This window comes from Glycomyces dulcitolivorans (genome assembly GCF_003265355.1).
Classification (GTDB): Bacteria; Actinomycetota; Actinomycetes; order Mycobacteriales; family Micromonosporaceae; genus Glycomyces; species Glycomyces dulcitolivorans.
The window spans coordinates 1-21,369 of the sequence record NZ_QFRW01000290.1; the positions used below are offsets into that span (position 1 = coordinate 1).

Genomic DNA, 21,369 nt, shown 5'->3' on the forward strand with positions numbered 1-21,369 from the left:
CCTACTTCGACGCCGTCGACGCCGCCCCCTACACCGACCCGAACTACCGGGCCGTCCGCGAGGCCGTCGCCGCCGCCGGGGGCGCGGCCCGCGCCGCCGCGGGCCCGAACTGGGTCGCCGCCGTCCAGAGCGCGTGCGCCGAGATCGCCGCGGGCGCCCTCGTCTCCGAGCTCGCCGTCGAGGAGCTGCGCCTCGCGGGCGAACCGGACGCGCTGTACGTGCGCACCATCCTCGCCCGCATCCAGCGGCCCGTCGTCGAAGCCGAGGTCGCCGACCTCAAGCGCCGCCTCCAGCGCATCAACCCCAGCACCGACAAGGACCAGTACATGAGCCTGTTCGGGCAGCTCATGGGCCTGGAGCAGCACGTGCGGTCCCTGCGCGACCAGGCCGCGAACGCGTTCGAATAGCGCGAAGGCCGCCCCCCTCGCGGGGAGCGGCCTCGAAGATTCGGAGCCCTAGTGCGCGCCTGCGGGCTGCGGGTTGCGCAGCGGCTCGCCGTGGGCGTGGAGCTCGATGAGGACCTCGCGCCAGGACTGGATCAGCCCCGTCGCGTGGTAGGGGATCTCCTTCTCCTTGCAGAACTCCTCCACGATCGGCTGGGCCTTGCTCAGGTTCACCGAGGGCATGGCCGGGAAGAGGTGGTGCTCGATCTGGTAGTTCAGACCGCCGAGCGCGAAGTTGGTGAACCAGCCGCCCTTGACGTTCCGGGAGGTCAGCACCTGCTTGCGCAGGAAGTCCAGCTCGGTCTCGCCGACGAGGGTCGGCATGCCCTTGTGGTTGGGGGCGAAGACGGAGCCCATGTACACGCCCCACACGGCCTTGTGCACCAGGAGGAACACGATCGCCTTGCCGGGGGAGAGCACCAGGAACAGCGCCGAGAGGTACGCGGCCCAGTGGATGCCCAGGAACAGGGCCTCCCAGCCGCGGTTCTTCAGACCGGGCTTGAGGACCGACTTGATGCCCGACCAGTTCAGGTTGAGGCCTTCGAGGGTGAGGATCGGGAAGAACAGCTGCGCCTGGTACTTGCCGAAGAACCGGTCGATGCCCTGCGCGAAGCGGGCTTGGCGCTTCGACCACACGAACAGGTTCCCGCCCATGACGTCGGGGTCGAGATCCTCGTGGTTGGGGTTGGCGTGGTGGCGGTTGTGCTTGTCGTTCCACCAGCCGTAGCCCATGCCGTTGGCGAGGTTGCCGGTGTACCAGCCGAGCCGCTCGGACGTGGTGCGGCTGCGGATGACCTGGCGGTGCGCGAGGTCGTGGCCGAGGAACGCCACCTGGGTGCTCACCAGGGCCAGGAACGCGGCCGTGAACATCTGGAGCCAGGTGTCGCCGATCAGGACGAACGCGGCCCAGGTGCCGACGAAGACCGCCGCCATGGCGGCGAACCGGATCACGTAATACGCCGGACGGCGCTGCATGAGCCCGGCATCGTTGATGCGGCGTCCGAGTTCGGCGAAGTCGCTGCCGGTGCGGGGTCGCTCCGCGACAGGCGGGCTCTTCTCGGCCATGAGCGTCATGAAATACGTCCGATCTGTCGGGAGATTGTCGACTCCTCTAGCCTCCCAACTCACGCACCTCCTGTCGCTACCGCTGACCCGTCAATGGGGGTAGGGCTTGCCCCCCTATTCCCAGCTCCCTCCCAGCGAAGGCCACCGCAGCGTAAGGGGCGGGGCCCGGATGCGTAAGGACGCACACTGTGAGTAAGGAGTGGAAGGTTGTCGTATGAGGGCTTTAGGCTCACCGGTATGCCTGATGTCAACGAGATCCTGGTCAGCGCCGCCGACCTGCGGAAGAGCTACGGCGACCACGAAGCCGTCCGCGGAGTCGACTTCGAGATCCGGCGCGGCGAGGCCTTCGGGTTCCTCGGCGCGAACGGCGCCGGGAAGTCCACCACCATGCGGATGATCGGCTGCGTCTCGCAGCCCAGCGCCGGCACCCTGGAGGTCTTCGGCCGCGACCCCCGCACCCAGGGCGCCGAGATCCGCGCCCGCCTCGGCGTCGTCCCCCAGGACAACACCCTCGACGGCATGCTCACCGTGTTCGAGAACCTCGTCGTCTACGCCGGGTACTTCGGCATCAAGCGGAGGGCCGCCCGCGAGAAGGCCGCCGAGCTCCTCGACTTCGTCCAGCTCACCGCCCGCTCCAAAGACCAGGTCAACGAGCTGTCCGGCGGCATGCAGCGCCGCCTCGCCATCGCCCGCTCCCTCATCAACGACCCCGAGCTGGTCATCCTCGACGAGCCCACCACCGGCCTCGACCCCCAGGCCCGCCACCTCGTCTGGGAGCGGCTCTTCCAGCTCAAGCACCGCGGCGTCTCCATCCTCCTGACCACGCACTACATGGACGAGGCCGAGCAGCTGTGCGACCGCCTCGTCGTCATGGACGAGGGCCGCATCATCGCCTCCGGCTCCCCCCGCGAACTCATCGACACCCACGTCACCAAAGAGGTCGTCGAACTGCGCTTCGGCACCGCCCACACCGCCGAACTCGCCGCCCTCGCCGACACCCTCGACGGCGTCGGCGCCCAGATCGAGCCGCTGCCGGACAAGATCCTCGTCTACACCGACGACGCCGACGACACCAATGCCGCCCTTGAGATCCGCGACATCCACCCGACCTCGGTCCTGGCTCGCCGCGCCACCCTCGAAGACGTCTTCCTGCGCCTGACCGGCCGCGCCCTCGTGGAGGACGAAGCGTGACCACCGCAACCGCGACGGCCGCCGCCGACCGCACCGCCCCCGGCACGCTCACCGGGGCCTGGCGGGCCTTCACGCTCCAACTCGCCCTCTACAAGCACATCTGGCACGGCACCGTGTTCACCTCGGTGCTCCTGCCGGTCCTCTACATGGTCTCCATCGGCATCGGCGTCGGCGCGTACATCGACCCCGCCTCCATCGGCGGCCTCACCTACGCCGAGTTCATCGCCCCGGGGCTGGTCTGCTCCGTCGCCGTCATGATGCTCGGCAACGACATGGTCTTCCCCGTCTTCGGCGGCTACGAGACCTGGGGCGGCCACTACCTCGCCCAGCGCGCCACCCCGCTGCGACCGGTCGACATCCTCAACGGCCACCTCGCCTACGCCGCGGTGTTCCGGCCCTTCACCAACTGCACCATCGTCGCCATCGTCATGGCGTTCTTCGGGGTCTACCACTCCTGGTGGGCGTCGTTCGCGGTGCTCGCGGCCGCGCTCGTCTCCGCGTCCCTCGCCCCCTGGCTGTTCTTCTGGGCCTCCAGCCTCAAGAACGACTCGAACCTGAACATGATCTTCCGGTTCGCGGTCATGCCGATCTCCCTGTTCTCCGGGGTGTTCTTCCCCGCGAGCGAGATGCCGGGCTTCCTCCAGCCCCTGGTGTGGCTGTCGCCGCTGTGGCACGGCACCGAACTCGCCCGCGCCGCCACCGCGGACGTCGCCCCCGCGCTGCCCCCGGTCGCGCACCTCGCCTACCTGGCCGCGCTGGCCGTCACCGGGTGGTTCGCCGCCCGGCACGTCGTCCAGCGCCGCCTGAACTTCTAGGAGCCCAGCGTGTCCGTCATCGCCTACAGCGCCGCACGCGCCACCCTGCGCTCCTCCGGGGCCCTGCTCAACCGCAACTGGATCGCCATGCGGCGGGCCTGGATCCTGGTCATCTCCGGAGCCGTCGAGTCCCTGCTGTTCCTGTTCGCCTTCGGGTTCGGCGTCGGCGCCCTCGTCGGCGACATCACCCTCCCCGACGGCACCACGGTCTCGTACACCGCGTACGTGGCGCCGGCGATCCTCGCGAACGCCGCCATGATGGCGGTGCTCGCCGAGACCTCGATCAACGTGTTCGCGAAGTTCAAGTGGATGAAGGTCTACGACGGCATCCTCAACACTCCGCTGCGCCCCTGGGACATCGCGCTCGGCGAGGTGTGGTGGGCGCTCATCCGCGGCTTCACCTACATCGCCGCGTTCGTGGTCGTCATGGGGCTGTTCGGCCTCCTCGACTCCTGGTGGTCGCTCCTGGCGATCCCGGCGTGCGTGTTCATCGCGCTCGCCTTCGCCGGGATCGGCCTGACGCTCGCCACGCTGTTCCGCGACTGGCCCGACTTCGACTGGATGAACGCCGTCGTCTTCGCGATGTTCCTGTTCGGCGGCACCTTCACGCCCGTGGAGGCCTACCCGGCCTTCGCGCAGCCGATCGTCTACATCATGCCGCTCTACCACGGCATCGAGCTCGTCCGCGGGATCAGCCTCGGCCAGCTCGGCCCGATGATGCTGGTGCACATCGCGTATCTGATGGCCTTGTGCGTCGGCGGGATGTGGATCGCGCAGCGCCGACTTGCACGGGCCTTGTATAAGTAGCAGCGGTCAAGCAGCAGGCCGCGCCTCCGCCTCGGCGGGCGCCCGCACCCCGGGTGTCCACGCTGAGTAGCGGGGGCGCGGCTGCTTGCTTGTAAGAAGGTTTTCTTCAAGTGCAACCTTCACAACGAAGGAAATTTTCGGTACGTTCCCCTTATGAGACACCGCAACCGACGAATCGCACTCCTCGTCGCGGCACTCCTCACCGCGGTCGCGGCAGCATTCATCCCGACCCTGGTCTCGAACGCCGACGACTTCACGGCCCAGGCAGTGACCCACAAGAGCCCGTTCAACTGCAACAAGACGTTCTACGCGAACAACTGGGTGGGCACCCCGGCCCACAACCCGGCCAAGTCGATCGACTGGCAGAGCTACGGCTCCGACGCGATCAACGGCGAGACCGTCCGCGCCACCGCGGCCGGCACCGCGTACTTCTACAACGAGGGCAGCACCAGCTACGGCCGCTGGGTCAAGATCGTCCACTCCGACGGCACCAGCACCAGGTACGCCCACCTCGCCACCCAGGTCAAGGCCCCCGGCTCCAGCATGTCCGTCTCGCAGGGCACCGTCATCGGCACCGTCGGCTCGACCGGCGGCTCCAACGCGCCCCACCTGCACTACGAGCAGCGCAACGCCAGCGGCACCGTCGTCAGCCCCGTCGTCGAGGGCGTCTCGGTCCCGCAGGGCACCAAGAAGGCGATCACCTCCACCAACGGCTGCTCCGGCGGCAACCCGTACACCCCCGGCGGCGTCTGCGGCTCCGGCTACACCCAGATCAACCAGCACGCCCTGGGCACGGTCGGCGCGGTCTTCCTGATGTACAACAGCTCCAACGGCTACAACTGCGTCGTCACGCTGAAGTACACGAGCGTCGGCACCGCCAGCGCGGTCTCCGCGACCCTCCAGGTCGAGGGCGGCACCACCACCAAGGACTCCGGCAGCTTCGCCTACTACGCGGGCCCGGTCAAGAAGTCCGCGGCCGACGACTGCGTCAAGTGGGGCGGCTCGGTCGGCTCCACCACGTGGACGAGCGCCTGGAGCCACTGCGACTGACACGTCCGTTAGCAAGGCTCGCTAAGGTGGGCGTGTGAGAATCCTCCTGCGACTGTGCGTCATCGTCGCGTTGGCCTGCGCGCCCGCCTTCGCCCCCTCGGCGGCCCTCGCCGCCGGGGGTCCCCAGGTCCTGGTGCTGACGACCGGGAACGGGGCCCAGGACGTGGCCGACTTCGCGATCGAGCGCCTCCAGATGGAGGCCCGCCGCTGGAACTTCACCCTCATCGAGGGCGACCCCGCGGACCTTGAGGACCTCGACGGGATCGACGTGGTCATGTTCCTCAACACCGGCGCCGACATCCTCGACGAGGCCCAGCAGGCCTCGCTGCACTCGTTCGTCTCCCGCGGCGGCGGCTTCGTCGCCACGCACTCGGCCGCGGCGAGCGAGCCCGACTGGGACTTCTACCAGGAGATGCTGGGCGCCACCGCGCTCACGCCCCCGGTGGAGCCCGCCTCCGAGCAGGACGTGTCCTTCAACGCGGGCTCGCCGATCACCGAGGGCCTCGACGAGGACCTGACGGTGACCGAGACCTGGTACTACTTCGACCCCGAGCCCGTGCAGCCGGAGTCGACGGTCCTGGCGCAGCTCGGCTCCGGCGACCCGGTCGCGTGGAGCTCGGAGTCGTACAACGCCTTCTACGCCTCCCCGGGCGGCACCGGCAAGACCTGGGGCGACCGGGACTTCCTCCAGCTGATCCGCCAAGGCATCTGGTGGGCGGCCGGCGAGGAGGGCCTGCTGCTCCAGAACTCCGACGACGCGGCCCCCGAATGGCCCTACACGTGGACGTTCGTGCTCTTCGTCGTGGCGGTCGCCGGGGGCGGCTCGATCGCCGTGTGGCGCCTGGACAAGGACGAGACGCAGCGCGAGAACGAAGCCGCGGACGCACCGGTCAAGACCGGAGTCTAAGCGGGACAAGCGAAAAGGGCGGGCCCGCAGGGCCCGCCCCTCCTTCGTTCCGGGCGCGGTGCCGGACCGGCTCCGAGCCGGAAGTTCCCACGACCCGCTCACACCCTCGGAGCGCCCATACGGCCCCGGGGGCGGAGCCTGGCCCGGCACCGCGCGGAACGGAGTCTACAACCGCCCGGTCACGAGTGTCCTGACGTTCGCCACGCCGTTGTCGAACGGCAGGTCCTCGTCCTCGGGCTCCTCTTTCGGGCCGCCCGCGCGCTGCTTGATGGAGACCTCTTCGAGCGGGATCGCGAGCAGCGCCGACATGGCGTTCTCCTTCGGGCTGGCCTCGCGGGACCGGTCGGAGCGGCCCTCGGCGAACCGGTCGATGAGGGCCTTGAAGACGTTCCAGCGCTCGTCGTCGTCCTCGACCAATCGGGCGTTCGCGTGGACGACGACGCTGCGGTAGTTCATGGAGTGGTGGAACCAGCTCTTGGAGAACACGAGCCCGTCGACGACGGTGGCGGTGACGCTCACCGGGAAGCCCTCGCGCCCGCCCAGGCCCATGCTGCTGCCGGTCGAGCCGTGCAGGTACAGCGTGTCGCCCACGCGCACATGGAAGGTGGGGAGGACGCGGGGCGCGCCGTCGGGGCCGACGAAGGCCAGGTCGACGAACAGCGCCTCGTCGAGGACCCGGTACGACTCGGCCCGCTCGTACGTGACCCGCTCGCGCGAGCGCTTCGGGGTCGTGCGCTCGGTCTGCTCGAACCGGCCGCTGTAGGGGCATTCGAGGGTCGACATCGAGGGGGGCTCCCATCCGCTAATTTGTACTGATACAATGCTTGAGTTATGTCGGTACAGTATCAGATCACTGGTGCCGCGGCAAGCGAGATCGCCGCCAGCATCGAGTCCGGCGTGCGCTCCGGGCAGCTCTCGCCGGGCCGCACCCTGCCCCCCGTCCGCAAGCTCGCCGCCGACCTCGGCGTCGCCCCCGGCACGGTCGCCTCCGCCTACCGGCGGCTGCGCGAGCGCGGCGTGGTCGAGACCGGCGGCCGCGCCGGCACCTTCGTGCGCCAGCGCTCCGCGTTCACCCCCGTCGGGACCCTCACCGTGCCCTCCGGGGTCCGCGACCTCGTCTCCGGCGAGCCCGACGGCGACCTCCTGCCGGACCTGTCCCGGCTGCTGCCGCGGGTCGACCTGCCCCACGGCAACTACCGCGACGGCGGCCCGTGCCCGCACCTGCTCGACCTCGCCCGCGACCGCCTCGCCGCCGACGGCGTCCACGGCGACCTCACGGTCACCTCGGGTGCGCTGGACGCCTTCGAGCGCGGCCTCGCCGCCCGGCTCGAACCAGGCGACACCGTCGCCGTCGAGGAGCCCACCTGGGCCAACGGCCGCGACCTCCTGCTCTCGGCGGGCTACCAGGTCACGCCGGTGGCGATCGACGGCGAGGGCCCCCTCGCCGCCGAACTCGACGCCGCCCTGACCGGCGGCGCCCGCGCGTTCATCCTCACCTCGCGGGGCCAGAACCCCACGGGCGCAACGGTCTCCGCCGACCGTGCCGCGGCCCTGCGGGCGGTGGTCAGGAAGCACCCGGGCGTCTTCGTCATCGAGGACGACCACTGGGCCGAGCTGTCGCGGACCCCGCTGCGCCCGGTCGCCGACGCCGCCGAGCACTGGATGTTCGTCCGCTCGGTCTCCAAGCCCTACGGCCCCGACCTGCGCTGCGCGATCGTCGCGGCCGACGCCGACACCAAGGCCCGCCTCCAGGGCCGCATGGCCCTCGGGCACGGCTGGGTCTCGGGCATCCTCCAGCACTTCGTGATCGCCGCCTGGTCCGACGAGGTCGTCGCGGCCGCGGTCGAGCACGCGGGGGAGGTCTACGCCGAACGCCAAACGGCCCTTCGCGAAGCGCTCGCCGAACGCGGGGTCGAAGCCTGGGGCACCTCGGGCCTGAACCTGTGGGTGCCCGTGGCCGACGAGACGGCGGCCGTGGTCTCCCTGCGCGACAGCGGCTTCGCCGTCGCGCCGGGCCGCAGCTACTCCTTCCACGGCGACCAGGGCATCCGCGTCAGCACCTCGCGGCTCGAACCCGCGCTCGCCCCCGCGGTCGCCGACGCGATCGCCTACGCCTCGGGTCCGGCGACGCCGCCGATCTGACCGGCGCGCCGGGCCGTCCTCAGCGGCCCCGAACGCCGGATGACAACTCCAGAAAGGAAGCCCCTGTGACCGCGACTGCACACCCGGACACGACCAAACTCCAGAAACGAGTACTCCGCACCCTCTTCACGACCCAGATCCTCGGCGGCCTCGCCGTCGGGATCGGGATCGCCGTCGGCGCGCTCCTCATCGAGGACATGACCGGCTCCTCGACCTACGCCGGGCTCGGCCAGAGCCTGTTCGTGGGCGGCTCGGCCCTCGTGGTCGTCCCGGCCGTGCGCATCACCGAGCGCTTCGGGCGCCGCGGCGGCCTCGCGTTCGGCTACGCGTGCGCGGTCCTCGGCACCCTCGTCGTCATGGCCGCGATCCACCTCGACAACCCGGTCGTCGCGGTCTCCGGGTACTTCCTGCTCGGCTCGGGCTCGTTCGCGGGACTCCAGTCCCGGTACGCCGCAGCCGACCTCGCCCCGCCCGAGCGCCGCGGCTCGCACCTGGCGCTCGTCGTGTGGGCCACCACGATCGGCTCGGTCGCGGGCCCGTCGATCGCCGGGTTCGCCGAGCGGGTCTGGACCGCCTGGGCCGGCGGCCCCGCCTACATCGGCTCGATGGTCGCGATGGCGCTGCTGTTCGTCCTCACCGCCGCGGTCATCGGCGTGTTCCTGCGCCCCGACCCGCTCCTGACGGCCCGCGAGCTCAGCGGCGAGACCGACGCGCCCAAGCGCTCCATCGCCGACGGCTTCCGCACCGCCAAGTCCAACCCGGCCGTGCGCACCGGCGTGGTCGCCGCGGCCCTCGGGCACTTCGTCATGGTCGGCGTCATGGCCATGACCGCGCTCCACATCAGGCACGGCATGGCCGACCCCGAGGACGCCCTCACCGTCGTCGGCGTCATCCTCGGCCTCCACATCGGCGGCATGTACGCGCTCGCGCCGGTCTTCGGCCGCCTCGTCGACCGCCACGGCGCGCGCCCGGTCCTGGTGGCGGGCACCGTCGGCCTCGTCGCGGCCTGCGCCGTCGCCGGGTCCTCGCCCGCCGCCGACCACCTGCGCCTCTCGATCGGCCTGGTCCTGCTCGGCCTCGGCTGGTCGGCCATGACCGTCGCCTCTGCCGCGCTCGTCACCGGCGCGGTCACCCCGGCGCGGCGCCCGTCCACGCAGGGGTTCTCGGACCTGGTCATGGGCCTGGCCGCCATGGGCGCGGGGATCGCGTCCGGCCCGATCGTGGAGTACGCGAGCTACGGGATGCTGTGCGTGTTCTGCGCGGTCGTCACCCTGTGCGTCGTCCCGTTCCTCATGGGCCGCATCGTGCCGCCGAAGCCCGCCGAGGAAGCGGCCTGATCCTATTTCCTATAGGAAATAGGATCAGTAGCCGTAGGCGCTCGGGGCGTTCTGGCCGCCGTCGACCGGCACGACGGCGCCGTTCACCGCTTTCGCCTTGTCCGACAAGAGAAACGCGATGACCTCGGCCACGTCGGCGGGGTCGACCAGCTCCCGCGCGGGGAACTCGTCGAGGAACGCCTCGTAGCGGCCGGGGTCGGCCACGCGCAGCCGGTCCCAGTTCCGGTCGGGGATGAGCATGGACCCGGGCGCGACCGCGTTCACGCGGACGCCGCTCGGGCCCAGCTCCCGGCCGAGGACGGTGGCGGCGTGGTTGAGCGCGGCCTTCGTGGAGCCGTACGCGAGCCCGGGGGAGGGCTTGGAGCCGGAGATCGAGGAGACCAGGACCGCGGCGCCGCGGGTGCGCCGCAGCTGCGGCAGCGACGCCTTGAGCGCGGTCATCGCGTTCACGACGTTGACGCCGAGCGTGTAGGCCCAGTCGTCGGCTTCGGTGTCGATGAGGCTGCGGCCGCGCGCGCCGCCGACGTTCGCGACCACGCCGCCGAGGTCGCCCAGCCGGCGACCCGCCTCGTGCACGAACTCGGTCAGCATCTCGGCGTCGTTCACATCGAGCGCTCGCGCCGCGACCTGCACGTCGTGCTCGGCGCGCAGCTTCGCGGCGAACTCGTTCAGGGGCGCGGCGTTCCGGGCGCACAGGGCCAGCGGGACGCCTTGGGAGGCCAGGAGCGACGCGGTGGCCTGGCCCAGGCCGTGGCTCGCTCCGGTGATGAGGACAGGACTGTTGAGTTGCATGCCGTTCATTTTGGCCTGCCGTGTCTCGTCCGGTCCCGGAGAGCGGACCGCGGGGCCGTCCCGTGCCGGACGGCCCCGTCGATCACGTCTTCCTCAGCGCCAGATGGAAAGAGGATTGTCCAGGCGGCCCGCGTAGATCAGGCTCTCCTCCTGGTTCTCGATGTTCACCATCTGCTGGTTGTTCTTGAGCTGCAAGCGGTTCAGGCAAGACAGCGGGAACGCGTCCTCGAACAGCGGGAACCGCTCGAACGCGTCCTTCAGCTCGGGGTGGGCGGATTCATAGTCCTTCAGCGCCTCCGCGGCGACCCGCCAGAACTCGTCCTCGCTGAGCACGCCGTCGACGTGCAGGATCCCGGCGAGGAACCGCAGGAAGCAGTCCGCGACGTCGGTGAGGATCGACAGGGCCCGCACGCCGTCGGGAACCTCGGCCCGGATCCGCGCGATCGCCTCGGGCACGTCGGTGGTCGGCTCCAGGACCGCGCACTCCTCGCCGATGTCCTTGAGGAACACCCGCTCCACGGCCCCGTCCTTGAGCACCAGGATGATGTTCTCGCCGTGCGGCATGAACACCAGCCCGTACCGGTACAGGCAGTGCACCAGCGGCACCAGGTACGCGTCGAGGTAGCCGCGCAGCCAGTCGGCCGGGCGCAGCCCGGAGCGGCGGATGAGCGCCGACGCGAACGGCTTCCCGTCGCGGTCGAGGTGCAGCAGCGAGGCCATCGTGGCCGCGCGCTCCCCCTTGGCCAGCTTGGGGACCGGGCTCTCGCGCCACAGGGCCGCGAGCATCTTCCGGTACGGCGAGCCCTTCGGCGCCCCGGCCGTGTAGGCCGGGTGCCGGTAGCCGACCGCGGCCCGCTCGCGGAGCACGGTCGTGCCGTGGCGCTTCAGGGTCGCGTCGTTGTGCACCAGGTCGGCCACCCAGTCGCAGATCGCGGGCGTGACCTCCATGTACTCGGTCGACAGGCCCCGCATGAAGCCCATGTTCAGCACCGACAGCGCGGTCTTGACGTAGTCGCGGCCGGGGTCGGTGCGGTCGAAGAACGTCCGGATCGACTGCTGCGCCTGGAACTCGTCGTGCCCCTCGCCGAGGGGGATGAGCCGCCCGGCGGCGATCTCGGGCGCGAACGTCACCGAGATCTTGTTGCGCCACTGCCACGGGTGCACCGGGATCAGGTAGACGTCCTCATAGGACAGTCCGCGGTCGGTGAGCATCGAGTCGAAGTACTCGCGCGAGTCGGCGTCGACCTGGGTGTCCAGCAGCCACGTGAAGTCCAGTCCCGGGGAGGCCGCGAACATCGCGTGCTCGCGCAGGGCCGCCAGCCACATGAGCCGCACGCCCGCGCCGGCCTCCGGCGCGTACGCCTGGTAGTCCTCGGAGGTGAACCCGAGCCGGCCCGACCCGGCCACGAAGCACGGGTGCCCTCCGGTCATCGCCGCCTCGATCGCCTGGAAGCCCGCCCCCACGAGCGCGCCCGCGGTCGGCTGGTCCTCCGAGAGCTGGAACGCCCCGCGGTTGACCGTGGCCGCGACCTCTTCGAGGTAGACCGGCAGCACGGAGTCGCTCAATCCCAGCTCGCCCTTGAACGCCAGGAAGAACGCGGCCGCGTCCGGCTCCAGCGCTTCGCCTTCGGGACCGGTGCGCTCGATCGACGCCGGGTCCACGACCCAGTGGTCGAGCTTGAACCGCCGCGCGGCGAACCGGTACCGCTCGCCCTCGGCGTTCAGCACGTACGCCTCGCCGTCCTTGACGGGCACGAGCAGCCGCTCGTGGGCGAACTCGCCGATGGCCTTGGCCAGCAGGTTCCGCGTCGCCTCCCGCCACAGCTGGGGCGTCAGGTGGTCGATGGCGCTCATGCGTTCACTCCCTTGGCGGCGGACCGCTCGAAGTCCATTCGGGTGCAGAAGCTCAGCAGCGCTTCCTTGCCCTCCAGCTTCACCGTCCTGTCAGGACGGAACCCGACGTGCTCGTTGAGGCGGTGGATCGCCTCGTTCCCGGTGTCCGGCTCGACGACCACGCGCTTCGCGCCGAACCCGTCGAACAGCAGGTGCATGACCGCGGTCATGACCCCCTTGGTGAACCCGGGGATCGGCTGCTCGGCCGGGGCGGTGAGCACGTGCATGCCGACGTCGCCCTCCGCGGGGTCGTACACCGACGCCAGCTCCGAGTGCGCCGGGTCGTACACCTCCACGAGGAACCGGGCCCGGTAGTGGTACAGGCCCATGTACGCGAAGTGGTGCGGGTTCATCTCGATGGCCTCGTGCTCGGCGAGCACGTCGGCCACGGACGCGTCCTGCATCATCCAGTACCGCGCCTTGGGGTGCGTGACCCACTCGTGCAGCAGCGGCGAGTCGGTCGGCGGGTCGACCGGCCGCAGCCCGAAGTCGCCGAGCTTCTCGTGCAGGTGGTAGAAGGTCTTGGGGGCCTTCATGAGCGTGTTCATGACGGTGCTCCGAACTCCTGGAAGCCGATTCGCTGCTCGACGGGGTAGACCTCCCGGCCGGTCATCGACCGGATGATCCAGGAGTTGCGGTGGGCGGCCATGCCGAGGTCGGGGGCGGTGAAGCCGTGGGTGGCGAGCTCGGCGTTCTGGACGAAGACCTCGCCCGCCCCGGCCCTGTCGACGCTGTAGTCGCGGCGGGGCTCCAGGCGGCCGGTCGCGTCGAAGCGGAGCCGGTCCCGGACCTCGTCGAGGAACGCGGGGACGCGGTAACTGTAGCCGGTCGCGAGCACCAGGCCCTCGGTCACCAGGTCGAAGCTCCGGTCCTGCTCGTGCTGGCGGATCCCCAGGCGCACGCTGCCGCACCCGGCGGCCTTCTCGACGGTGCAGTTGGTGAACAGGCGCGTGGGCACGGTCCCCATCGTGAACTTCTTCTCGTACAGCACGTCGTAGATGTCGTTGATGAGCTCGGCGTTGATGCCCTTGTACAGGCCCTTGTGCGCCTGGTTCAGCTCGTCGCGCTTGGCGGCGGGCAGGCCGTGGAAGTAGTCGACGTACTCCGGGCTGGTCATCTCCAGCGTCAGCTTCGTGTATTCGAGCGGGAAGAACCGCGGCGACCGGGTGACCCAGTTCAGCTCGTATCCGCCGGAGTCGATGTCGCCCAAGAGGTCCCGGTAGATCTCGGCGGCGCTCTGGCCCGAGCCGACCACGGTGATCGACTTGCAGGACTTGAGCTTCTCGCGGTGCTCCAGGTACGCCGAGGCGTGGCAGACGGTGTCGGACTCCAGCTCGCGGCACGCCGGCGGCACCCACGGCGGCGTCCCGGTGCCGAGCACCAGGCGCTTCGCGTAGTCGACGCGCTCGCCGCCGGGGCCCTCGGACCTGACGGCGTACACGCCGTCCTCCCAGGTCACCTCCACGACGTCCCGTTCGAACTCCAGGTTGTCGAGTTTCCTTGCAGCCCATTGCAGGTAGTCCTGGAACTCGGTGCGCAGCTGGAAGAACGACTCGCGGATGTAGAACGGGTAGAGCCGCCCGTTCTCCTTGAGGTAGTTCAGGAACGAGTACTCCGAGGTCGGGTCGGCGAGGGTCGCGAGGTCGGCCATGAACGGGACCTGCATGGTGGTGCCCTCGATGAGCATCCCGGGGTGCCAGTCGACGTTCGGCTTGCGCTCCAGGAAGACCCCGTTCAGATCGGGGATCGGCGCGGTGAGGGCGGCGAGGCCGAGGTTGAACGGCCCCAGGCCGATCCCGATGAAGTCCTTGACGCTCACGCCTGCTCCTGCACGGTCTTGCCGTGGCGCGCGAGCGCCTCCAGCACGGGGACGACGTCGTCGAGGACGGTCTCGGGGTTGAGCAGCGTGAGCTTGAGGGCGATGCGGCCCTCGACGCGGGTGGCGGCGACCATGCCCTCGCCGGAGGCCGCGAGCGCCTCGCGGGCGCGGCGGTGGGTGTCGTCGTCGGCCCCGGCGAGGCGGAACAGCACCGTCGACAGCTGCGAGGGCGGGGCGGCGACCTCGAAGCGCGGGTCGTTCGCGAGCCAGTCCCAGGCCTCGTCGGCGAGCGCGCACACCCGGTCGAACATGGCGCCGATCGCGTCGGGTCCCAAGGTGCGCAGCGTCATCCACAGTTTCAGCGCGTCGAATCGGCGCGTGGTCTGGAGGCTCTTGTCGACCTGGTTCGGGAGGGCGCCCTCGGCGGGGTTGAGGTAGTCGGCGTGGTGGGTGACGTGCCGCAGCGAGGCGCGGTCGCGCACGAGGAGCGCGGAGGAGCTGACGGGCTGGAAGAACGACTTGTGGTAGTCGACGGTGACCGAGTCGGCCGACCCGATCCCCTCCAGCAGGCCCCGGTGCTCAAGGGAGACAAGGAGTCCGCAGCCGTAGGCGGCGTCGACGTGGAGCCAGACCCGGTGCGCGGCGGCGATCTCGGCGATGGGGCCGAGCGGGTCGACGGACCCGAAGTCGGTGGTCCCGGCGGTGGCGACGACTGCGGCGGGCACGTTCCCCTGCTCGCGGCAGGTCTCGATGGCGGCGTCGAGGGCGGCGGGGTTGAGGCGGAACCAGTCGTCGGCGGGCACGGTGACCACCGCGTCCTCGCCGAGCCCGAGGAGCCTGGCGGCCTTGACGACCGAGAAGTGCGAGTGGGGCGAGGCGAAGAACCGCAGCCTGGGGAGGACCTCGACGCCGCGCATGGGGGTGCCGGTCTCGATGCGGTGCTTGAGGAGCACGGCCTCGACGGCCTCGTCGCGGGCGAGGAGCAGCGCGTGGAGGTTCGACTGCGTGCCGCCCGAGGTGAAGACGCCGTCGGCGTCGGGCCCGAGGCCGATGCGCTGCGCGGTCCAGTCGATGAGCCGCTGCTCGATGAGGGTGCCGCCGGCGCTCTGGTCCCAGGTGTCGACCGAGGTGTTCACGGCCGCGAGGACGGTCTCGGCGGCGACGGCCGGGAGCGCGACGGGGCAGTTGAGGTGCGCGAGGTAGCGCGGGTGGTGGAACCAGACCGCGTCGTCGAGGTAGAGGCCGCCGACCTCTTCGAAGGCCGCGTCGAAGGACTCCAGGGGCCGGTCGAGGTCGACGGCGGCCACGGCGGGCGCGAGTGCCGCGGGGGCGGCGCCGGTCCAGGGCCGGTCGACGGTGGCGAACCGCTCGGCGATGCGGCCGGCGACGTCGGCGATGAGGCCGCGGTAGGCGGCCGCCGAGTCGCGGCCGAGGAGGGCCGGAGGGTCGGTGCGGTTGCGCGGCACGGGAGCCGGACGGAGGTCGGCGCTTGTCAGCACGGAGGGTCCTTTCGACAGGGACAGTCGCTCGGGATACCGGGGAACGTGTAGGTTAGGCTAACCTAAGTGCCTGATCGGCGAAAGGGCTCATCCCGAATGGTGATGTTCTCCACGCTTCTCTTGCGGTTCATCCGTTGATCGGCATTTGCGGGAGATTGCGGTGAGCGCGCTTCTGCATCCATTGTGGACTGTAGGGGAATGCTGCGCCGCAACGCATCGCGGCGGCGACTCCACCCGCCGCGTCGCCGTAGGGGAGTTGCGGCGGCGCCCGGGGGGAGTCGCCGCCGCGCTCAAATCATCTCGGACCGGGGCAGAACTGTCTGTCAGCGATCCGACACCGACCGGATTACCCGGCCTCGGCGATCCACGCGTCCACGACGCCCGTCATCGTCTCCAGCGGGATCGACCCGCTCGCGAGGATCCGGTCGTGGAAGTGCCGCAGGTCGAACGCGTCCCCGAGCTCCCGCTCGGCCTTCGCGCGCAGGCCCTCGATGTGCTTGCGCCCGATCATGTACGCGAGCGCCTGGCCCGGCCACGCGATGTACCGGTCGACCTCGTTCGCGATGTTCACTTCGGACAGGGCCGTGTTGTCGCGCATGAACTGCACGGCGCGCTCCCTCGACCACCCGAACGCGTGCATCCCGGAGTCCACGACCAGCCGGCAGGCCCGCCAGGCGTCGAACGAGACCATGCCGAGCCGCGCGAGATCGCCGCTGTAGAGCCCGATCTCGTCGCACAGCCGCTCGGTGTACAGGCCCCAGCCCTCGCCGAACGCGGTCACGTACCCGAACTGCCGGAACTGCGGCAGGTCCTTCAGAGTCTGGCCCAGCGCGAACTGGAGGTGGTGCCCGGGGACGCTCTCGTGGAACGCGAGCGCCTCGTACTCGTACCGCGCCCTGCTCTGCGGCGCATAGGTGTTCACCCAGTGCGTGCCCGGCCGCGACCCGTCCGAGGCCGGGACCGTGTAGTACGCGAGGGTCGAGCCCTTCGCCGCGGCCTCGGGGATCTCCTCGACCGAGCACGGCGCGATCTCGTAGTCCAGGAACGCGCTCGGCAGCGCGGCCTCGGCCCGCCGCAGCGCCGCGGTCACGTCGTGGACGATCTGCTCGGCGGTCTCGTACCGCAGCGACTCGTCGTTCCGCAAGCGGTCGACGACCTCCGCGACCACGCCGGTGCCCAGGACCCGGGCCCCGATCTCGGCGAACTCGGCGCGGTTGCGCTCGACCTCTTCGAGCCCGATCCGGTGCACCGCTTCAGGATCGAGGTCGGTGGTGGTGAACTGCCGCGAGGCCGCCCGGTACCCTTCCCCACCGCCGGGGACGTGGCAGATCCCCACCTGCTCGTCGCCGCGCGCGACCGGCAGGAACTCCGCTTCGAGCGCCTCCCGCCACCGCACGAGCGCGGGCCGCACCCGCTCGGCCACGAGCGCCCTCGCCTCGGCCTGCCACGCATCGACATCGACCCCGGTCGGCACCGGCGCCGCGAGGGCGTCCCGTGCTATATCCGTCGCGAGGTAGTCGTCCAACTGCTCGATCACACCCAGCACCCCGGTCCGGGTCTGGTGCCGCCCTTCGGAGCCGGCCTGCCGGTACCGCTCCAGCACCGCGTCGAAGTACTCCCCGACCTTGCCGAGCCGCACCAGGTAGTCCTTGCTCCGCTGCTCCGTGTCGAGGCTCTGCCGCGGCAGCGACGACAGCATCGACGAGACCGGCCCCGAGATCGTGTTGCTCAGCGCCACCTCCCCGAGCCTTGCCTCGATCACCGCCGACTGGTCGTTCACCAGCCGCCCGAGCATCGAATACGTGATCCGGTCCTGCCCCGCCAGCCCCGCCGCATCGATCCCCGCGAGCCCCTCCCGGACCTCGGCATGATGCGCGAGACGCACCGCGTCCCCGTCCCGGCTCGGGTCCGGCAGCAGGTGGTCGTAGCCCGCAATCCCGTAGAAGCTGGCCGACGTGGGGTTGTCGGCCAGATGAAAGTCGAAGTACCGCTGCGCCAGCGCAGCGAGCTGAGGATCGCCCATGTGCACCCTTCCAAATCGAGGTGCCCCGACCCTAGCGCCCTGGCTAGCCGACCGGCAAGCTGCTTCGCCGGGTACCATTCTGCGATCTGTTGTGGAGTATGCTTCCTCTGCAAGTTGAACATGTTCAACTATTCCGGCCCTACCCCGGGCTCGAATTGGAGATACACACAGATGTCCATAACCCTCAAGCGATCCGCGCAGCGGGTCGCCCTCGCTGCACTGGCGGGCCTGCTGGCCGTCGGCGGCCTCGCCTCTCCGGCCGCGGCCGCACCGACGGCCCCGGTCATCACCAGCGACGACTTCCCCGATGACGACCAGCTCCACCCCGTGCTCGGTGAGATCGGCACCATCACCATCACTGCCGTCGATCCCGACATCGCGTACTACCTCGTCGACTTCAACTACGACAGCGTCGGGCAGCGCAGGATCGATCTCGATCCCCCGAGCGCAGTGGTCGAACTGGAGTTCATGCCGACCATCGCCGGCTCCCAGATGCTGACCGTCCGGGCGGTCAACGCCGCCGGCGCAGGCGTGACGACGTACTACGACTTCCGGGTCAGTGCGAAGGCCCCGGTCGGCGAATGGGCCCTCGACGAGCCCGCCGGATCGACCGCGGTGGCCGACGCGAACGGCGCCAACCTCGGCACCCCCGGCAGCGGCGTCACCCTCGGGACCGACGGACCGGGCGACGCTACGGCCGCCTCCTTCGACGGCACCAGGCGCGCCTTCGTGAACACCACCGACAAGGGCCTCCTCCGCACCGACGAGGGCTTCGCAGTCTCCGCCTGGGTCCGCGTGGACGACCTCGCCCGCGACCAGGCCGCCGTGAGCGTCAAGAGCCGCGAGGAGTCCGGATTCGCACTCGGCTACCGCTCGCTCTCGGCGACCTCCGGCGAATGGTCCTTCTGGATCCCCGACGCGAAGTTCGACCCCGCCGGCGAATGGCGCGTCTCAGGCGGCTCCGTCCGCCCCGGCACCGCCGACGAATGGGTCCACCTCGTGGGCGTCTACAACCAGGTCGACCAGACGATCGTCCTGTACGTCAACGGCACCCAGGTCGGCTCCGCCGTCCGCGAGACCGTGTGGAACGCCGTGGGCGACGTCCAGATCGGCCGCGCCCGCGCCGCCGACGCCTGGTCCTACCAGTGGAACGGCGACATTGCCGAGCCCCGGGTCTTCGACCGCTACGTCGCCGCCGGAGAGGCCGCCGGCCTCGCCGTGTACCCGCAGTTCCACCGCGAGGGCTACTGGCAGTTCAACGGCGTGACCGACGGCGTCAGCCCCGAATACCTCGGCGGCGAATCGGCGACCCTGTACGGCGACGCCTCGATCTACGGCGAACCCGAGGACCCGTTCTCGGGCGATCCCTTCCCGATCGCGGGCGCAGGCCACCTCCTCCTCGACGGGGACGGCGACTACGCCTCGGCGGCCACGCCGCAGCTCGACACCGCTGGATCCTTCAGCCTGTCGGCCAAAGTCCAGCCGGAGAGCCTGACCCAGGACATGACCGTCCTCTCGATCGCAGGCGAGCACCGGCCGCTGGTCGAAGTCCGGTACAACGCCGCACTGGGCTCCTGGGAGCTCGTGGTCGCGAAAGCCGATGCGCCGGACGCCGAAACGGTCAGCGTGACCAGCCGCAGGGGCCCCGACGCTTGGAGTCCGCAGGGAATCGTCGTGGTCTTCGACGGCGCCCTCGACCAGTGGGCTCTGTACGTCGGGGGCATCCAGGCGCCGGCGGTCATCGACGGCGACTTCGACTCGTGGTCGGCCACAGGCGGACTCCAGATCGGCCGATCGGTCACCGGTGACGTCTCCGGCTCGTACTTCCACGGTGCCATTGACGAAGTCCGGGCATACACCGGAGCGATCGACGACTATCGCATCAACGTCTTCGGCTTCAGCAGCGGGACCGAGAATCCGAACCTCTGACGAACACCGCCGGGCGGCTCCGCATAGGCGGAGCCGCCCGGCTAAGCCGTTGCACGCCTAGCGCACAACGTGGGAGGCTGGGCCGATGTCCGTCAAGTACCTCTACTTCTGGAACGAGAAGGCCGGCGCCGACGGTCTCGGGCGCGGGTGTCTGAGTCAGTGGTGGCCGAGTCGGTTCGCCGAGGACGGGCACCGGTACGCCACCGCCGAGCACTACATGATGGCGCACAAGGCATGGCTGTTCGGCGACGGCGAGACCGCCGAGCGGATTCTGGAGGCCGGGCACCCCGCCCAGGTCAAGAAACTCGGGCGCCAGGCCCGCGGGTTCAAACCCGAGGTGTGGGAGGCCGAGCGGCTCGGGATCGTCGTGCGCGGCAATGTGCTCAAGTTCGGTCAGAACCCGGACCTGCGCGAGTTTCTGCTCGGCACCGGGGACCGGGTCCTCGTCGAGGCCAGTCCCGTCGACCGGATCTGGGGGATCGGCCTCGCCGGGGACGACCCGCGCGCCGCGAACCCCGGCACCTGGCGCGGCCTCAACCTCCTCGGGCAAGCGCTCATGGAGGCCCGCGCGCAGTTGCGGGCATAGGCAAAGGGCCGGTCGCGAACGACCGGCCCTTCTCAGTTGCTTAGCTCAGGCCGTTGTCCGACAGCCACTTCGACGCGATGTCCGGCGTGGACTCCTGGTCGACCGTGCTCTGCACGTTCAGCGCGACCAGGCCCTCCGGCGTCAGCGCGGCGCTCACCGCGTTGATGACGTCGGCGACGTCGTCGGCGACCGACTCGCTCACCAGCGGCACCACGTTGGACGCCAGGAACAGCGACTCGGGGTCCTCCAGGACCACCAGGTCGTCGGTCTGGATGCGCGGGTCGGCGGTGAACACGTTCGCGACGTTCACCGTCCCGGCCACCAGGTCTTCGACCGTGGTGTCACCGGTCGCGGAGAACTCGACCGACACGCCGTAGGTCTCCTCCAGGCCCGTGGGGCCGTACGGCCGTTCGGCGAGTTCCGGCGGGCCGCCGAGGGTCAGCGTGTCGGAGACGTTCGCCAGGTCGGCGATCGAGACCAGGCTGTTCGCCTCCGCGAAGGCGCTGGTCACGGTGTACGAGTCCTGGTCGGACGCGGTCGACTGGTCGAGGACCGTCAGCCCCTCCGGCAGGGCCTCCTGGAGCGCCGCGTACACGTCCTCGGGGGACCGCGCGGTCGTCTCCGGGTCCAGGAACTGGAGCAGGTTGCCGGTGTACTCGGGGAACAGCGTGATGGCGCCGCTCTCGACTTCCGGCATGTAGGCGTCGCGCTGGCCGATGCTGAACCGGCGCTCGACCTCCAGGCCGGCCCCTTCGAGGGCCTGCGCGTAGATCTCGGCGACGATCTCGTTCGAGTAGTACGCCTGGGAGCCGACGACGATGGTGCCTTCGGCGGCCTCGCCGGACGACTCGTTCTCGCCGAGCGGGTCGTCGGAGGAGCAGCCGGTCAACGCGATCGCGGTGCCGAGGACCGCCGCGGCGGCGATTCCGGCACGAGTGCCTCGCACTCTGAACATGGGTCTTCCTTCCAAGATGGGTGTGGGCTCAGGTGGTCTGAAGTTCGGGGTCCGGGCGCCGGCGCGGCCCGGTCGCGTGGCCCCGGTCGGCGCGCACGCCGTGCGGCACGGCCGCG

18 protein-coding genes and 1 pseudogene are annotated in these 21,369 nt (G+C 70.3%); 10 read left to right on the top strand and 9 right to left on the bottom strand.

Going from position 1 to position 21,369, the window contains the following annotated elements:
- A pseudogene (locus DI269_RS19595) lies at window positions 1-407 on the top strand (DNA primase); the annotation flags it as partial.
- Window positions 408-455: 48 nt separating this feature from the next.
- Here DI269_RS19595 and DI269_RS19600 read toward each other — a convergent pair.
- Entirely contained in the window at window positions 456-1,508 is a 1,053-nt protein-coding gene (locus tag DI269_RS19600; protein WP_112138983.1) for a fatty acid desaturase family protein, read from the bottom strand.
- Between the two features lie 237 nt (window positions 1,509-1,745).
- Between DI269_RS19600 and DI269_RS19605 the strand changes: the two genes are divergently transcribed.
- From DI269_RS19605 to DI269_RS19625, 5 genes are all read left to right on the top strand, one after another.
- The gene (locus DI269_RS19605; protein WP_112138958.1) at window positions 1,746-2,699 is read left to right on the top strand and encodes an ABC transporter ATP-binding protein; all 954 of its coding nucleotides are present in this window, start codon (window positions 1,746-1,748) and stop codon (window positions 2,697-2,699) included.
- Entirely contained in the window at window positions 2,696-3,514 is an 819-nt protein-coding gene (locus DI269_RS19610; protein WP_112138960.1) for an ABC transporter permease, read from the top strand. The genes DI269_RS19605 and DI269_RS19610 overlap by 4 nt, the downstream gene beginning before the upstream one ends.
- 9 nt (window positions 3,515-3,523) lie before the next feature.
- Window positions 3,524-4,321 carry an ABC transporter permease gene (locus tag DI269_RS19615; RefSeq protein WP_232822825.1) on the top strand — a complete coding sequence of 266 codons (798 nt, stop codon included), beginning with the start codon at window positions 3,524-3,526 and terminating at the stop codon, window positions 4,319-4,321.
- Window positions 4,322-4,474: 153 nt separating this feature from the next.
- Window positions 4,475-5,371 carry a M23 family metallopeptidase gene (locus tag DI269_RS19620; RefSeq protein ID WP_112138962.1) on the top strand — a complete coding sequence of 299 codons (897 nt, stop codon included), beginning with the start codon at window positions 4,475-4,477 and terminating at the stop codon, window positions 5,369-5,371.
- A gap of 34 nt (window positions 5,372-5,405) precedes the next feature.
- Entirely contained in the window at window positions 5,406-6,278 is an 873-nt protein-coding gene (locus tag DI269_RS19625; protein ID WP_112138964.1) for a ThuA domain-containing protein, read from the top strand.
- Between the two features lie 165 nt (window positions 6,279-6,443).
- Here DI269_RS19625 and DI269_RS19630 read toward each other — a convergent pair whose 3' ends face one another.
- Complete coding sequence (locus DI269_RS19630) at window positions 6,444-7,061, bottom strand: pyridoxamine 5'-phosphate oxidase family protein (RefSeq protein WP_112138966.1); 618 nt, start codon at window positions 7,059-7,061, stop codon at window positions 6,444-6,446.
- A gap of 48 nt (window positions 7,062-7,109) precedes the next feature.
- Between DI269_RS19630 and DI269_RS19635 the strand changes: the two genes are divergently transcribed.
- Both DI269_RS19635 and DI269_RS19640 read left to right on the top strand, forming a co-directional pair.
- Window positions 7,110-8,420, top strand: coding sequence for an aminotransferase class I/II-fold pyridoxal phosphate-dependent enzyme (locus DI269_RS19635; protein WP_112138968.1), 1,311 nt, complete (start codon window positions 7,110-7,112; stop codon window positions 8,418-8,420).
- Window positions 8,421-8,485: 65 nt separating this feature from the next.
- Window positions 8,486-9,757, top strand: a complete 1,272-nt coding sequence (locus DI269_RS19640) for an MFS transporter (RefSeq protein ID WP_157975101.1) — start codon at window positions 8,486-8,488, stop codon at window positions 9,755-9,757.
- 24 nt (window positions 9,758-9,781) lie between these two features.
- On the opposite strand, the gene DI269_RS19645 is transcribed toward DI269_RS19640, so the two are convergent.
- The 6 genes from DI269_RS19645 to DI269_RS19670 form a co-directional block, all read right to left on the bottom strand.
- On the bottom strand, window positions 9,782-10,549 hold the full coding sequence (locus DI269_RS19645; RefSeq protein WP_198667568.1) for an SDR family NAD(P)-dependent oxidoreductase: 768 nt from the start codon (window positions 10,547-10,549) through the stop codon (window positions 9,782-9,784).
- Between the two features lie 93 nt (window positions 10,550-10,642).
- Window positions 10,643-12,403, bottom strand: a complete 1,761-nt coding sequence (locus DI269_RS19650; protein ID WP_112138973.1) for an IucA/IucC family protein — start codon at window positions 12,401-12,403, stop codon at window positions 10,643-10,645.
- Entirely contained in the window at window positions 12,400-12,990 is a 591-nt protein-coding gene (locus DI269_RS19655; protein WP_198667569.1) for a GNAT family N-acetyltransferase, read from the bottom strand. Before DI269_RS19655 ends, DI269_RS19650 begins: the two co-directional genes overlap by 4 nt.
- Complete coding sequence (locus DI269_RS19660; RefSeq protein WP_112138975.1) at window positions 12,987-14,261, bottom strand: lysine N(6)-hydroxylase/L-ornithine N(5)-oxygenase family protein; 1,275 nt, start codon at window positions 14,259-14,261, stop codon at window positions 12,987-12,989. The genes DI269_RS19655 and DI269_RS19660 overlap by 4 nt, the downstream gene beginning before the upstream one ends.
- Entirely contained in the window at window positions 14,258-15,757 is a 1,500-nt protein-coding gene (locus tag DI269_RS19665) for a pyridoxal phosphate-dependent decarboxylase family protein (RefSeq protein ID WP_408612311.1), read from the bottom strand. The genes DI269_RS19660 and DI269_RS19665 overlap by 4 nt, the downstream gene beginning before the upstream one ends.
- Before the next feature lie 349 nt (window positions 15,758-16,106).
- Window positions 16,107-17,783, bottom strand: coding sequence for a DUF885 domain-containing protein (locus tag DI269_RS19670; protein ID WP_157975102.1), 1,677 nt, complete (start codon window positions 17,781-17,783; stop codon window positions 16,107-16,109).
- Between the two features lie 171 nt (window positions 17,784-17,954).
- On the opposite strand from DI269_RS19670, the gene DI269_RS19675 reads away from it, so the two are divergent.
- The gene (locus tag DI269_RS19675; protein WP_198667570.1) at window positions 17,955-19,712 is read left to right on the top strand and encodes a LamG domain-containing protein; all 1,758 of its coding nucleotides are present in this window, start codon (window positions 17,955-17,957) and stop codon (window positions 19,710-19,712) included.
- 85 nt (window positions 19,713-19,797) lie between these two features.
- Window positions 19,798-20,298, top strand: a complete 501-nt coding sequence (locus DI269_RS19680; protein ID WP_112138979.1) for an NADAR family protein — start codon at window positions 19,798-19,800, stop codon at window positions 20,296-20,298.
- A 40-nt stretch (window positions 20,299-20,338) separates the two neighbouring features.
- Here DI269_RS19680 and DI269_RS19685 read toward each other — a convergent pair whose 3' ends face one another.
- Entirely contained in the window at window positions 20,339-21,253 is a 915-nt protein-coding gene (locus DI269_RS19685; protein WP_112138981.1) for an ABC transporter substrate-binding protein, read from the bottom strand.
- Window positions 21,254-21,369: the final 116 nt, after the last annotated feature.

Bases quoted from the DNA above. Each gene is read 5' to 3' on its own strand.
- DI269_RS19600 (WP_112138983.1), bottom strand. From the start codon at position 1,508: ATGGCCGAGAAGAGCCCGCCTGTCGCGGAGCGACCCCGCACCGGCAGC.
- DI269_RS19605 (WP_112138958.1), top strand. From the start codon at position 1,746: ATGCCTGATGTCAACGAGATCCTGGTCAGCGCCGCCGACCTGCGGAAG.
- DI269_RS19620 (WP_112138962.1), top strand. From the start codon at position 4,475: ATGAGACACCGCAACCGACGAATCGCACTCCTCGTCGCGGCACTCCTC.
- DI269_RS19630 (WP_112138966.1), bottom strand. From the start codon at position 7,061: ATGTCGACCCTCGAATGCCCCTACAGCGGCCGGTTCGAGCAGACCGAG.
- DI269_RS19635 (WP_112138968.1), top strand. From the start codon at position 7,110: ATGTCGGTACAGTATCAGATCACTGGTGCCGCGGCAAGCGAGATCGCC.
- DI269_RS19645 (WP_198667568.1), bottom strand. From the start codon at position 10,549: ATGCAACTCAACAGTCCTGTCCTCATCACCGGAGCGAGCCACGGCCTG.
- DI269_RS19650 (WP_112138973.1), bottom strand. From the start codon at position 12,403: ATGAGCGCCATCGACCACCTGACGCCCCAGCTGTGGCGGGAGGCGACG.
- DI269_RS19655 (WP_198667569.1), bottom strand. From the start codon at position 12,990: ATGAACACGCTCATGAAGGCCCCCAAGACCTTCTACCACCTGCACGAG.
- DI269_RS19670 (WP_157975102.1), bottom strand. From the start codon at position 17,783: ATGGGCGATCCTCAGCTCGCTGCGCTGGCGCAGCGGTACTTCGACTTT.
- DI269_RS19675 (WP_198667570.1), top strand. From the start codon at position 17,955: ATGTCCATAACCCTCAAGCGATCCGCGCAGCGGGTCGCCCTCGCTGCA.
- DI269_RS19680 (WP_112138979.1), top strand. From the start codon at position 19,798: ATGTCCGTCAAGTACCTCTACTTCTGGAACGAGAAGGCCGGCGCCGAC.
- DI269_RS19685 (WP_112138981.1), bottom strand. From the start codon at position 21,253: ATGTTCAGAGTGCGAGGCACTCGTGCCGGAATCGCCGCCGCGGCGGTC.